The 13,308-nt window shown below is 62.9% G+C and carries 8 protein-coding genes; all 8 read right to left on the bottom strand.

Going from position 1 to position 13,308, the window contains the following annotated elements; genetic code table 11:
• A complete protein-coding gene (gene glgX / locus V6M90_RS13145) occupies positions 1 to 2,160 on the bottom strand; it encodes a glycogen debranching protein GlgX (RefSeq protein WP_003174188.1) in 2,160 nt (719 codons plus the stop codon).
• 133 nt (positions 2,161 to 2,293) lie between these two features.
• Complete coding sequence (locus V6M90_RS13140; protein WP_003174187.1) at positions 2,294 to 2,560, bottom strand: DUF2934 domain-containing protein; 267 nt, start codon at positions 2,558 to 2,560, stop codon at positions 2,294 to 2,296.
• Between the two features lie 23 nt (positions 2,561 to 2,583).
• A complete protein-coding gene (locus tag V6M90_RS13135; protein WP_332846640.1) occupies positions 2,584 to 5,334 on the bottom strand; it encodes a malto-oligosyltrehalose synthase in 2,751 nt (916 codons plus the stop codon).
• Positions 5,331 to 7,415: a 4-alpha-glucanotransferase gene (malQ, locus tag V6M90_RS13130; RefSeq protein WP_332846639.1), complete on the bottom strand. Its 2,085-nt coding sequence runs from the start codon at positions 7,413 to 7,415 to the stop codon at positions 5,331 to 5,333. Before malQ ends, V6M90_RS13135 begins: the two co-directional genes overlap by 4 nt.
• A complete protein-coding gene (treZ, locus tag V6M90_RS13125; RefSeq protein ID WP_332846638.1) occupies positions 7,412 to 9,157 on the bottom strand; it encodes a malto-oligosyltrehalose trehalohydrolase in 1,746 nt (581 codons plus the stop codon). The genes malQ and treZ overlap by 4 nt, the downstream gene beginning before the upstream one ends.
• Positions 9,158 to 9,176: 19 nt before the next feature.
• Positions 9,177 to 10,730, bottom strand: coding sequence for a glycogen synthase GlgA (gene glgA / locus V6M90_RS13120; RefSeq protein ID WP_141063920.1), 1,554 nt, complete (start codon positions 10,728 to 10,730; stop codon positions 9,177 to 9,179).
• 585 nt (positions 10,731 to 11,315) lie between these two features.
• Positions 11,316 to 12,269, bottom strand: coding sequence for a D-2-hydroxyacid dehydrogenase family protein (locus V6M90_RS13115; RefSeq protein ID WP_332846637.1), 954 nt, complete (start codon positions 12,267 to 12,269; stop codon positions 11,316 to 11,318).
• A gap of 26 nt (positions 12,270 to 12,295) precedes the next feature.
• Positions 12,296 to 13,297, bottom strand: coding sequence for an alpha/beta fold hydrolase (locus tag V6M90_RS13110; protein WP_141063918.1), 1,002 nt, complete (start codon positions 13,295 to 13,297; stop codon positions 12,296 to 12,298).
• Positions 13,298 to 13,308: the final 11 nt, after the last annotated feature.

Below are 13,308 nucleotides of genomic sequence, written 5' to 3'. Positions count from 1 at the left end.
TCACGCCTCGTCTTCGCGCTGAAGTTCAAACAGCAACAGCGAGCGGCCGGTGACGGCGTATTCGTGATCGAAATCAAAGCGCTCCTGGCCGCGCACGGCCGGGTCGTTGGTATCGAGCATGCAGGTCCAGAATTCACCCTGGGGCACGGGCGGCAGACGGAAATTGACCATGTCATGATGAGCGTTCACCACCAGCAGCAAGGTGGCGTCGGCACCGGCACGGCGAATCCCGGTTTCCTGGGCGCGGCCATCCATCAGCATGCCGAGGCAGCGCCCGTGGCTGTCCTCCCATTGCTCGGTGGTCATTTCGTTGCCATCCGGCGCCAGCCAGGTCACGTCCTTCACGCCGATGTCTTCGTTGTAGTCACCGACCAGGAAGCGCCCGCGACGCAGGATCGGGTAGGCCAGGCGCAGCTTGATCAAGCGCTTCACAAACTTGAGCAGCGACTTGCCGTCTTCATCCAGGTCCCAGTTGACCCAGCCGATCTCGCTGTCCTGGCAATACGCATTGTTGTTGCCGTGCTGGGTGCGGGCGAATTCGTCGCCGGCCACGATCATCGGCGTGCCCTGGGCCAGCAGCAGCGTGGCGAAGAAGTTGCGCATCTGGCGCAGGCGCAGCGCGTTGATTTGTGGGTCGTCGGTCGGGCCTTCGACGCCGTGGTTCCAGGACAGGTTGTTGTTGCTGCCGTCCTGGTTGTTCTCGTCGTTGTCTTCGTTGTGCTTGTCGTTGTACGACACCAGGTCGTGCAGGGTGAAACCGTCATGGGCGGTGATGAAGTTCACCGAGCTGTACGGCCGACGGCCACGATGATTGAACATCTCACCCGAGGCGGTCATGCGCCCGGCGAAGTCGGCCAACTGGCCGTCGTCGCCTTTCCAGAATGCACGCACGGTGTCGCGGAAACGGTCGTTCCATTCCACCCAGCCCGGCGGGAAATTGCCCACCTGATAGCCGCCCGGGCCACAGTCCCAGGGTTCGGCAATCAGTTTGAGCTGGCGCAGCACCGGGTCCTGGCGGCAGGCGACGAGGAAGCTGTGACGCTCGTCGAAGCCGTCGCGGTAGCGCCCGAGAATGGTTGCCAGGTCGAAGCGGAAGCCATCGACATGCATTTCGTTGGCCCAGTAACGCAGGGAGTCGGTGACCATCTGCAGCACGCAGGGGTGGCTCAGGTCGAGGGTGTTGCCGGTGCCGGAATCGTTGATGTAGAAGCGCTTGTCGTCGGGCATCAGGCGGTAGTACGAGGCGTTGTCGATGCCACGCATCGACAGGGTCGGGCCGCGCTCGTTGCCTTCGGCGGTGTGGTTGTAGACCACGTCGAGGATCACTTCGAGCTTTTGCTCATGCAGGTGCGCGACCATTTCCTTGAACTCGGCGATCTTGCCGCTGGCCAGGTAGCGTGGGTCGGGGGCGAAAAACGCGATGCTGTTGTAGCCCCAATAGTTGGTCATGCCCTTTTCCAGCAGGTGCTGGTCGTTGACGAAGGCATGCACCGGCAACAGCTCCACCGAAGAAATGCCCAACTGGCGGATATGCTTGAGCACGTCGTCTTCCATCAGCCCGGCGCAGGTGCCGCGCACCGATTCGCCGACTGAGGGGTGACGCATGCTGATGCCGCGCAGGTGGGTTTCGTAGATGATCGTGCGGTCCCACGGCACCCGCACCGGTTGGTCGTTGCCCCAGGTGTGGGCCGGGTCGATGACCTTGCACTTGGGCACGAAGGGCGCGCTGTCGCGTTCGTCGAAACTGAGGTCGTCGTCGGGGTGGCCGATGGTGTAGCCGAACAGCGCTTCGGACCATTTCAACTCACCGACCAATTGCTTGGCATAGGGGTCGATCAGCAGTTTGTTGTGGTTGAAGCGATGACCGTTGGCCGGGTCATAGGGACCGTACACACGGTAGCCGTAAATCAGCCCAGGGTGGGCGTCGGGCAAATAACCGTGGAAGATTTCGTCGGTGTATTCGGGCAGTTCGATACGTTCAAGCTCGACTTCGCCCGAGTCATCGAATAGGCACAGCTCGACCTTGGTGGCGTTGGCCGAGAACAGCGCAAAGTTGACGCCCAGGCCGTCCCATGTGGCGCCAAGAGGGAAGGGCAAACCTTCACGAATCCGCGACGGCTCATTGCCCGGCGTCGATGGGGTCTTATGGGGTTTGCTCATGAATGTTGCTCCTGCAAGGGTGTTTTCTTCAGGCCGAACGCGGCCGTGCCGACGGAATTTCAGCGTACAAGAATGAAAAGTGAGGTCACCCCCTGCCGGCAGCGCCGGAAGGAGGCTCAGGTCGTGAGGGTGCTCAGGGTTTGGGCTTTTTCGGCGCCGCCGGTTTTTTCGCCGGTGGCGGGGCCGGTTTGCTGGCCGCCGCGGGTTTGGCTTTGGCTGCCGCAGGCTTGGGCGCGGTCTTCGGCTTGGCGGCCGGTTTAGGCTTGGTCGGCGTCAGCGCTTCGGATTCGGCCAGCTTGCGCGCCATCTCCCAGTGGCGTGCATCCTCCCCATGGGGTTTGCCTTCCGACTCCCAGATCTGATGCGCCAGTTCGCGTATGCGTTTGTCTTCAGTACTCATCACAATGCTCCTCACAGAGAATTTCAGCTTTCTTGATCATCAGGATTGATAAAGACATTGACCGGGAAATCCCCCAGGGCAGTGCTGATCAACAGCTCCTTGTCTGGTGTGACTGCACCTGTGTGAAAAAGTCCCTTCCAGTGTTGAGTTGGTGCGGCGAACGGTAATTTGAGCCGGGTATCGCCCCAAACCTGCGCAGTGATGCGCGGATGCACACCGTTTGCAAGCAGGCGGTGGGGCCAGCGCGGCGCCACCACCAGCAGCCGTTTGCCCTGGTGTTCACGGTAGAACGCAACCACGTGTTCGGCGTGTTGGCCGACCACCTCCAGCGGCGTATAGGCGCCGTTGCGAAACAGCCCGGGATGGGCCTTGCGCAAGGCCAGCACCTGGGCAATCAAGGCCTGTTTGATGCGCCCGTCGTGCCAGTTGAATAACAGCTCACCGAGGTCTGGTGGCGTGTTCAACGCGTGTTGCCGCGCGTTGAAATCCACCGGACGCCGGTTGTCCGGGTCCACCAGACTGAAGTCCCAGTACTCAGCGCCCTGGTACAGGTCGGGTACACCCGGCACGGTCATTCGAAGCAAGGATTGCGCCAGGCTATTGAGCGCGCCGGCCGGGGCAATCACCTGGGCGGCAGCGGCGAGGGCCGTGCGCAACGGCTGGCCCTCGACGCTGAGCAGCAGGCGCGACAGGAAGCGTTCGACGCCCTGTTCATAGGCTTCGTTGGGCGCGCTCCAGCTGCTTTGCAACTTGGCTTCGCGCAGGGCTTTCTGTTGCCACTGCCAGAGGCGTTGCTGGTAACCCGTGAAGTCGTCGGTCAGGTCCAGCGGCCAACTGCCCAGCAGCACCTGATAGAGGATCAGTTCATCGCCGGCCGACGGCGCGCTCGCGTCCTCGCGCAACGGTTGGGCGAGGGTGCGCCAGTGCTCAACCTGCTCGGCGTACCACGGTGCGCATTCACTGAGCACCGCCAGGCGCGCACGGCTGTCTTCGCCGCGCTTGTGGTCATGGGTGGCGGTGGCCAGCAGGTTGTCCGGGAACGCCTTCAAGCGTTGCTGATTGACCGCGTGGAACTCGGCCAGCGGCGCGCTGAACTGTTCGGTGCTGAAGCCCACGTCGTTGCGCGACAGCAGCACCGCCGAGCGATAGAACGCGGTGTCTTCCACCGCTTTGGCGGCGGCGGGCGAGGTCAGTTGCTGGAAGCGCACGCAGGCATGCTTGAGCATCTTGCGCTCGCGCCCCACCGGGCGATGACGCCAGGGCTGGCCGCCGAGCCATTGTTCCAGGTGGTCAAGCACCGGCCAATCGCCTTCGTTCAAGGTGCCGCGCGCACCTTCGAGCGCTTGCCGGAAGACCTTGTCGTCATCGGCGCTGCGGCCGTGCGCGCTGATATAGGTACGGTACACCGGGAAGTGCACGATCAGCTCCTGCAAGGCGCGGCGGATCGCGCCCAGGGTCAGGTCGCGGGTCATCACGTCATCGCGGGCCACCTGCAGCAGCGCCTGTGCCACGCTTTCGAAGTCGCCGCCCAACGAACCATTGAGGATTTGCTGACGCGCCAGCCGGGCTTCTTCGATAAAGGCCGAGGGCCGTTCGCTGTGGCGCGTCCACAGGTCAGCCAGTGGGGCAAAACCGTCCGGGTGGTGTTGCAGCAAGGACAGCTGGTTCATGAATTCGTAGCCGGTGGTACCGTCCACTTGCCAGTCTTCACGCAGGGTCTCGCCTTCGCCGAGGATTTTTTCGACAAAGATCGGCAAATGCCGTTCGGGCGAGAGAGCATCCACCCGGCGTCGCAGCTTGCGGCAGTAACCACGCGGGTCGGCCAGGCCGTCGATATGGTCGATGCGCAGGCCATCCACCAGGCCCTGGCTGATCAGCTCGAAAATTTTGCCATGGGTGGCTTCGAACACGGCGCTGCGCTCCACGCGCAAGCCGCCCAGTTCGTTGACGTCGAAGAAGCGCCGCCAGTTAATATCGTCCGCTGCCGTGCGCCAGCTGGCCAGGCGGTAGCTCTGTTGCTCCAACAGATGATGCAGGCGCTGGAAACCTTCCGGCTGACGGCCATCGAACGCGGCCAGGCGCTGTTCGATGGCCGGCAACACTTCGGTGGCACGTTCGGCCAGGGCCTGTTTGAGCCAGGCGGCTTCGGCATAGGCATCGTCTTGATAGGCGAGGGCCGCGAACCGATCGGCCAAGGGTTTGAGCGATTCGTCGCTGCCCAGGATCAAGGCGTAATCCCGTGGGCAGATCGGGAATCGGTGCTCGTAATGGTCAACGTGGAACGCGCCTTGGGCGGCATCGAATTTCAGGCTCAGCGTGCCGCTTTGCAGGGCTTCGCCGTAGTCGCTGCCCAGGAACGGCATCAACAGTTGGCCCTTGAGCAGCGGGTCGGGGGAGTGCCACTGGATGTCGAAAAATTCGCTGTACGGGCTCAAGCGCCCCCATTCCAGCAGGTCCAGCCACCAAGGGTTATCGGCGCCGCCCACGGCCATGTGGTTGGAGACGATATCGAGGATCAACCCCATGTCATGTTCACGCAGCGTTGCGACCAGGCGCCGCAATGCCGCCTCGCCGCCCAGTTCCGGATTGACGCGGGTGGGGTCGACCACGTCGTAGCCGTGCATGGAGCCCGCGCGGGCGCTGAGCAACGGTGATGCGTACAGGTGGCTGATGCCCAGGCGGGCAAAGTACGGCACCAGCGGCACCGCATCGTCGAGAGTGAAACCTTTATGGAATTGCAGGCGCTGGGTGGCGCGCAGGGGCAGTGCGTTCATCGGTCACGCTCATAGGCTTGGTTGCGCGCGACGGCCAGCAGTTCGAGGCGGCGCGCGGCACCGGCGTTGTCGAGCAGGCTGGAGGCCTCGCCCGCCAGGCGCCGGCGCCAATTGGGATGGGTATCGGTGGTGCCGGGCAGGTTGGCTTGTTCTTCCACCGCCAGGGCATCCTCCAACGGCAACAGCACCAGCGGCGCACGGGTGTGGCCCAGGTAGCGCACGCTGGCGTCGATCATATGGTCGGTTTCGTTACGGATTTCATCGACGAAGTTCTGCGGATCCTGGCTCAAGGCCTGGCGCAGCGCCTGGCGTTCGCGCAGGCGGTGCTCGCTCCATTGCTCCACGGTGGGTGCATCGATCAGGCCGAGCTGGATGTTCCAGTCGATATCGCGGCTGTGCCACCAACCGTTGAGTGTCGGCAAATCGTGGGTACTGGTGGTGGCCAGGGCGTTGTCCGGCCAATCGAGGATCGGCTTGAACTGGCCGTCGTGGCCTTGTTCGAACAGCAGCACGCGCATGCCCAGGATCGAACGACTGCTGAGTTTTTCGCGCAGGCCGTCCGGCACCGTGCCCAGGTCTTCGCCCAGAACGATGGCCTGGTGACGATGGGACTCCAGGGCCAGCAGCCGCAGCAGGTCATCTACCGGGTAATACAGATAGGCGCCTTCGCGGGGCGAGGCCCCCATGGGGATCACCCACAGGCGCTGCAGGCCCATGACGTGGTCAATGCGCAAACCCCCGGCGTGGGCGAAGTTGGCCCGCAACATTTCAATGAAGGCGCAAAAACCATTGCGCTTGAGGCCCTCGGGCGAAAACGCGGAGATGCCCCAGCCTTGGCCGGCGCGGTTGAGAATGTCCGGTGGCGCGCCCACGGTCAGGTCGGCCAGCAGTTCATCCTGGCGGCTCCAGGCCTGGCTGCCGCCACCGTCGGCGCCCACGGCCAGGTCGGCGATCAGGCCGACGCCCATGCCGCTGCCCTTGGCCGCTTGTTGGGCGCGTTCAAGGCAACGGGCGATCAGCCATTGGGTAAAGGCGAAATAGCCGATCTCATCGCGGTTGGCGTCGGCGAACTGCGCCAGTGCGGGGCTCTGTGGGTTGCGCCATTCCTCGGGCCAGTGACGCCAGTCGAGGTCTTCGCCCGCCGCCGCGCGTGCGGTTTGAATGGCTTCGAAGCGGCAATGGTTTTCCAGGGCTTCACCGCCGGCCTGGCGGAAGCTCAGGAAGTCGGCATGTTGTGGGTGATGACCGTGGCGGAAATCTTCATACAAGGCGCGCAGCAGGCGTTGCTTGGCGGCGGCGGCGGCAGGCCAGTCGATGAGGCTGTGTTGTTCCAGAGCGTGCAATTCGTCCGTCAGGCCGAGGGCGTCGATGGCGTTGCGCACTTCGCGCTCGCCGAGGATGCACGCGGGCGAGGCATACAGGCTGTTGAGAAACAAGCGGCTGGATGGCGAATACGGACTGTAGCGCCCGGTGTCGGCGCTGAACATCGCGTGCATCGGGCTGATCGCCAGGGCATCGGCCCCTCGTTCGGCGGCGGCGCGTACCAGGTGCTCCAGGGCCAGGGTATCGCCGAAGCCGCCATCGCCCAGGCGGCGCAGCGAGTAGAGTTGCGCACTCAGGCCCCAGGCGCGGGCGGGGCTGCTGTCGACCGCTTCGGCCACGCTGTGGCAGTGGGTGGGGGCGACGGCCAGGGTGAAGGTCTGGTCCTTGATGTGCACCTGATGATAACCAAGGGCGATCACGCCGGGCAGTACCGCATCGCCGTCCAGCCGCAGCTCCAGGGTTTCACCGTTTTCCAGGCAGACCCGGCACTGGGTGTCGGGCTCGAAATAGTGCGCCAGCTCCAGGCCCTGACCGCTGTCGACGGTCATCAGGGGCGGCAGCTGTTTGGCGTGGCGCGCCTGCTCCAGTTCGCGCAGGCTTGCGTCGATCTCGGCATCGGTATCGGCCGGGTGGCCGAGGCCTTTGAGGACCGCGCGCAGGGCATCGGGTGTCACACGTTGCGGGCGGCCGTTGGCGTCGATCCAGTCGACCGCCAGGCCCGCTCGGCTGGCGAGAATTTCCAGGTTCGCTTCGCTCAAGAGTGCTCTCCAACAGGGGATAGGGTGACGCGTGCGCTGTAGGGCGGCAGTTGCGCGCCTTGCTCGGCAGGCGTCTGAAATAGAACTGCGCCGGACGCTGGGTGCTCGAGGGCCGCGGGGCTGAGGTTGAGGTCGATCTGCAACTGGCTGCCGTTGCCCAGGCGCCAGCGCGCGCTGACCGCGCCCTGCGCCAGGACCTGGGCACCCAATGCCACGCTGCCGGGCAAGTACGGCACGATGTGCTGGTGACGCAGGCTCAGCAGGTGGCGATAAAGCTGCGTGTGTTCGTTGTCGGCAAACACCGGGCATGACTGCTTGAAGGTGGCCAGGGCGTTGGGATCGGGAATGCGTTCGCGTCGCTCGGGGTCATGGAACGCGGCGAAGTCGGCAAACTCATTGCGCCGGCCTTCGCGTACCGCTTCGGCCAGTTCACCGTGGTGATCGGTGAAAAACAGGAAGGGCTCACTGGCGTTGACCTCATCGCCCATGAACATCAGGGGGATCATGGGTGACATTAACAACAGCGTGGTCGCAGCCTTGAGCGCGGCGGGCGAGCAGAGCTGATGCAGGCGTTCGCCGAGGGCGCGGTTGCCGATCTGGTCGTGGTTCTGCAAAAAGGCCACGAACGCCGTGGGCGGCAATGACCCACTGGGTTCGCCACGGGCATGGCCATGGCGGGTGGCGTCGCCCTGGTAGATAAATCCTTCGCCCAGGCAGCGCGCCAGTTTGGCGGTAGGGTCTTGGGCGAAGTCGCTGTAATAGGCATCCGTTTCGCCGGTGAGCAATACGTGCAATACGTTGTGGAAGTCGTCGTTCCACTGCGCGTCGAAATCATGCGTCAGCAGACTGGCCTGGTTCAGCTCGTTTTCCAGCACCAGCCAGACATTCCGGCCGATGTCGGCCTGCTGACGCATCCGATGCGCCAACTGCTGCAGGAAATCGGGATTGTCGATGGCGTGCACGGCGTCCAGGCGCAAGCCGTCGAAGCGGTACTCCAACAGCCACATCAAGGCGTTATCGAGAAAGAAATCGCGCACCTCGCGGCGGTTGAAGTCGATGCCCGCGCCCCAGGGCGTGTGCACGTCTTCCTGGAAGAATCCTTGGGCGTACTGGCCCAGGTAATTGCCGTCCGGCCCGAAGTGGTTGTAGACCACGTCGAGAATCACGGCCAGACCATGCCCGTGGGCGCTGTCGATCAGGTGCTTGAGTTGTTCCGGCGTGCCGTAGGAGGACTGCGGTGCGTACGGCAGAACCCCGTCGTAGCCCCAGTTGCGTTCGCCCGGGAACTGCGCCAACGGCATCAGTTCGATTGCGGTGACGCCCAGCTCGGCCAGGCGTGGCAGGTGTTTCTCGACCTCGGCGTAGCCCCCCAGCGCGCCGACATGCAGTTCGTAGATGACCGCTTCGTGCCACGGGCGCCCTTGCCAGTTGGCGTGTTGCCAGGTGTAGGCGAGCGGGTCGACCACCAGGCTCCAGCCATGCACGTCCGAGGCCTGGGCCCGGGACGCGGGATCGGGGACATCCTTTTCCCCGTCGATGTTGTAGCGATAGCGGGTGCCCGCCGGGCACTTTATTTCGACTTCAAACCAGCCATCCGCCTGAGGCAGCATGGCGATGGATCTACCGTCTTCCAATTCAACGCTGACATAAAACGCGTCTGGCGCCCACAAGGCAAAACGCGTGTGTTGCGCGTCCAGCATGATTGCGCCGTGGGGCCAGGTTTCCAGAGTCCGTAACGGCATCTATAGAGACCTCCCTTGATTACTTGGCTTGTTTCCCCAGTGCCTTGGCCACGAGTTGCTCATACAGTTCGGCGTAGGGTTCCACGGCCTGGCTCCAGTTGAAGGGCTGGGTCATGGCGCGGCAACGCATGGCGTTGAGCAAGCCGGGGAAGGCAAAGACCTTGAAGGCGCGACTCAGCGCTTCTTCGTAGCTTTGCACCGTGGATTCATTGAACAGGAACCCGGTGACGCCATTTTCGATGGTGTCGGCCAGGCCCCCGGTGTTGCGCGCGACCGGCAGTGAACCGAAGCGCTGGGCGTACATCTGGCTCAAGCCGCAGGGCTCATAACGCGATGGCATCAGCAGGAAGTCGCTGCCGGCGAACATGCGGCGTGCATCGGTCTCGTTGAAGCCGATGCGCACGCCCACCTGGCCTGGATAGCGCAGGGCCAATTCACGCATGGCTTGCTCTTCTTCCGGCTCGCCACGGCCGATGATCGCGATCTGGCCGCCGTTCTCGACGATAAAACCGGCGACCGCTTCGGTCAGGTCCAGGCCCTTCTGGTAAACAAGGCGCGACACCACCGCAAACAGCGGGCCGGTGGAGTCATGCAGACCGAACAGTTCGCGCACATGGGCAGCGTTGACCGCCTTGCCGTCCCAGTCGCCGATATTGAAGTTGTGGATCAGGTGCGAGTCGGTGGAGGTTTCCCAGCTTTCATCGATGCCGTTGGGAATGCCGCTGAGCAGGCCTTGCTGGGTCTTGGCGGCAAGAAAACCATCAAGGCCGCAGCCGAATTCCGGGGTGGTGATTTCCTGGGCGTAGGTGGCGCTCACGGTGGTGATATGGCTGGAGTACGCCATGCCGGCCTTGAGGAACGACATCTTGCCGTAGAACTCCATGCCTTCCTGTTGCAAGGCATGGGGTGGAATCCCCAGCTCCGGCGTCGAGGCCAGGCTGACCACGCCCTGATAGGCCAGGTTATGAATGGTGAACAGCGTCGGTGTGCGTGACCCACGCCAGTGCATGTACGCCGGGGCCAGGCCGGCGGGCCAGTCGTGGGCGTGCACCAGGTCCGGGCACCAATGGATCTGCGCCAGGTTGGCGGCGATGTCGGCGGCGGCCAGGCCCAGGCGGGCGAAACGGATATGGTTGTCGGGCCAGTCGCGGCCATTGTTGGCGCCGTAGGGTGTGCCTTCGCGCTCGTACAGCTCGGGGCAGATCAACACATAGATGACCAGGCCGTCCTTGAGGTCCATGCGTCCGATCTTGCACGGCGGCAGTGCGGCGTGGCCACCCAGCTCGCCGATGATATGGATCGGATTGTCGCTTTCCATCACCTGCGGGTAACCGGGGATCAGCACGCGCACATCATGCAGATGCGCCATGGCGCGGGGCAGGGCGGCGGAAACGTCGCCCAGCCCGCCGGTTTTTACCAGATCGGCAAACTCGGAGGTGACAAACAGCACTTTCTTTCGATTGGGGTTATGACTGGACACCGGCCGCACCGTGTTGAGATCAACCAACGAGGTCGACCCGCCAACTGGCTGAATAACACGTTCTCCCTGAATACTTGCTGCGGCACTGATCATAGTTCTCTCCACGTGTTAGTCGGCTAATGGCCCGCTGCCATTAGCTCCGATGACCGCTTCCTGCGGCCAAGCGCACAGGCGCATTACAAACTGGCAAGGCGTATGCCAGTTGCACGGTTAGCTCAAAAAGATTGGATGGACGGGCATGTAGCGTGTATCGCGGTGTGCTCGCCTTGCCTTAAAACTTGACCTGAGGCCGAGTTGAAAAGTTTAGTTTTTTTGCGGGGTTTTTGTTTTGGAACGGACCCATCGGTCATGAGTCTAGGACAGATCCCAGCGACCGTAGGGTTTATGCGAGATTTTTGTAGGACAAAAAACTTGTAACCGGAGATGCACCGATTTTTAGCGCGCTGTCTGTAGTGGGCAGGTTTGCCCTGCGCCGCGCGCCCAAAATGGCCCATCCGGTGCACCAGTTCGATCAGCGTTGTCTATCTTAGGGCTGCTTCGCAGCCCAGCGCAGGGCAAGCCTGCTCACCACAATAGTCCTGCTTACTCGCCACAATAAGCCTGTTCACCACAGTAAGCCGGCTCATGCAGCGAAGGTCATGTTCACCTCATCGGTGCGCAATGCACTGAATGGGTGCGTCAGCCGAGCACGCGCACGGGCGTTTGATTCGCCCAGGCTTGAATATCTTCGATCATCTGCTGGTAGAACTGCCGGTAATTCTGCTCGCTCACATAGCCAACGTGGGGTGTGGCCAGCACATTCGGCAAGCGGCGGAATGGGTGATCGGCCGGTAATGGCTCATCGCTATAAACGTCCAGCGCAGCCCCCGCCAGCCGACCGCTCCGCAGCGCCCTGACCAGCGCCGGCTCATCCACAATCGGCCCGCGCGCGGTATTGATCAACCTTGCGCTGGGTTTCATCCAGCCCAGGGCCTCGGCGTCCACCAGGCCGCGGCTGCGCTCGCTCAGCACCAGGTGGATGGTCAGGATGTCGGCCTGTTCGAACAACGCCTGCTTGCTGACCCAGGTCACGCCCACCGCCGCCGCACGTTCCGGCGTGAGGTTTTCACTCCAGGCAATCACGCGCATGCCGAACACTTGGGCGAACGCCGCGACCTTCTGGCCAATGCTGCCCAAGCCGAGGATGCCCAAGGTCTTGCCGTGCAGGTCGCCGCCCAACCCCACCTGCCAGTTGCCCGCTCTGAGCGAGTTGGCCTCGGCGAGCAGGTTGCGGGTGGACGCCATGATCAGTGCCCAGGTCAGTTCCGGAGCGGCATGTTTATAGCTGTCGGTGCCGCAGACCTGGATGCCCAGCGCTTTGGCGGCGGGAATATCGATGGCCGCATTACGCATGCCGCCGGTCACCAGCAGCTTGAGGTTGGGCAAGCCTTGCAGGAGTGCCTGGTCGAAGGTTGTGCGCTCGCGCATCACGCAAATCACCTCGAAGCCTTGCAATCGCTCGATCAGGGTGGCGGTATCCGCCGGGTAATCGTGCAGGAAGTGCACCTGGCCCACCGACGCCAGCACTGACCAGTCCACCACGCCACCGGCCACCTGTTGCCAATCATCAATCACTGCGATCTGTACCGACATTCACGCGTGCCTCGAATAAGGTTGGATTAAAGGGCGTTCAAACCCTGTAACAGCGCCGCATGGAATTTTTCCGGCTCTTCCATCTGCGGTGCATGCCCCAGGCCTGGGAATTCCACCAGGGTTGCATGGGGAATCAGCTTGGCGACCTGTTTGCCCAGAACCGCATAGTTGCCGAGCCTGGCCTTGACCGCCGGCGGCGCTATGTCCTTGTTGATGGCGGTGTTGTCGGCGGTGCCGATCAGCAGCAGGGTCGGCACCTGCAGGTTCTTGAACTCGTAGTACACCGGCTGGGTGAAGATCATGTCGTAAATCAACGCCGAGTTCCAGGCGACCTGTGTGTGCCCGGGGCCGTTGCTCAGGCCTGCATACATGTCCACCCAACGCTCGTACTCGGGCTTCCAGCGCCCGACGTAATAGGTGTTGAGCTGGTACTTGCGTATGCCCTCGGCACTGACGTTCAGTTCACGTTGATACCACTGGTCAACGCTTAGGGTCGGTACACCCAGGGCTTTCCAGTCTTCAAGGCCGATGGGGTTGACCATGGCCAGCTGTTCGGTCTGCTGCGGATACATCAGTGCGTAGCGGGTGGCGAGCATGCCGCCGGTGGAGTGGCCCAGCAGCGTGGCTTTTTGAACGCCGAGCTTTTCCAGCAACTGGTGAGTGTTGAGCGCCAACTGCTGGAAGCTGTACTGGTAATGCTCGGGTTTGCTGGCGGTGCAGAAGCCGATCTGGTCCGGCACGATCACTCGGTAACCGGCGTCGCTGAGCGCCTTGATCGAACCTTCCCAGGTGGCGCCGCAAAAATTCTTGCCGTGCATCAGCACCACGTTGCGGCCGTTGGGTTTACCGGTGGCCGGTACGTCCATGTAGCCCATCTGCAGGGACTGGCCCTGGGACTGGAAGGTGAAATGTTTGAGCGGGTAGGGGTATTGGAAGCCTTGCAGTTGTGGGCCGTAGGTGGCGGCGAGGACCGGGGCGGCGCTGGCCGTCAGCAGCCCGGCGAAACAAACACTGCGCAATAGTGGCATGGTTCGACGCT

It is taken from the genome of Pseudomonas lactucae, assembly GCF_036688725.1.
In the GTDB taxonomy this organism is placed as follows: domain Bacteria; phylum Pseudomonadota; class Gammaproteobacteria; order Pseudomonadales; family Pseudomonadaceae; genus Aquipseudomonas; species Aquipseudomonas lactucae.
Note: the sequence above shows the minus strand (reverse complement) of the source record. Positions and strands in the feature narration are given on the sequence as shown.

Coding starts and splice junctions, on each gene's coding strand:
- glgX (WP_003174188.1), bottom strand. CDS start 2,160: ATGAGCAAACCCCATAAGACCCCATCGACGCCGGGCAATGAGCCGTCG.
- V6M90_RS13140 (WP_003174187.1), bottom strand. CDS start 2,560: ATGAGTACTGAAGACAAACGCATACGCGAACTGGCGCATCAGATCTGG.
- V6M90_RS13135 (WP_332846640.1), bottom strand. CDS start 5,334: ATGAACGCACTGCCCCTGCGCGCCACCCAGCGCCTGCAATTCCATAAA.
- treZ (WP_332846638.1), bottom strand. CDS start 9,157: ATGCCGTTACGGACTCTGGAAACCTGGCCCCACGGCGCAATCATGCTG.
- glgA (WP_141063920.1), bottom strand. CDS start 10,730: ATGATCAGTGCCGCAGCAAGTATTCAGGGAGAACGTGTTATTCAGCCA.
- V6M90_RS13115 (WP_332846637.1), bottom strand. CDS start 12,269: ATGTCGGTACAGATCGCAGTGATTGATGATTGGCAACAGGTGGCCGGT.
- V6M90_RS13110 (WP_141063918.1), bottom strand. CDS start 13,297: ATGCCACTATTGCGCAGTGTTTGTTTCGCCGGGCTGCTGACGGCCAGC.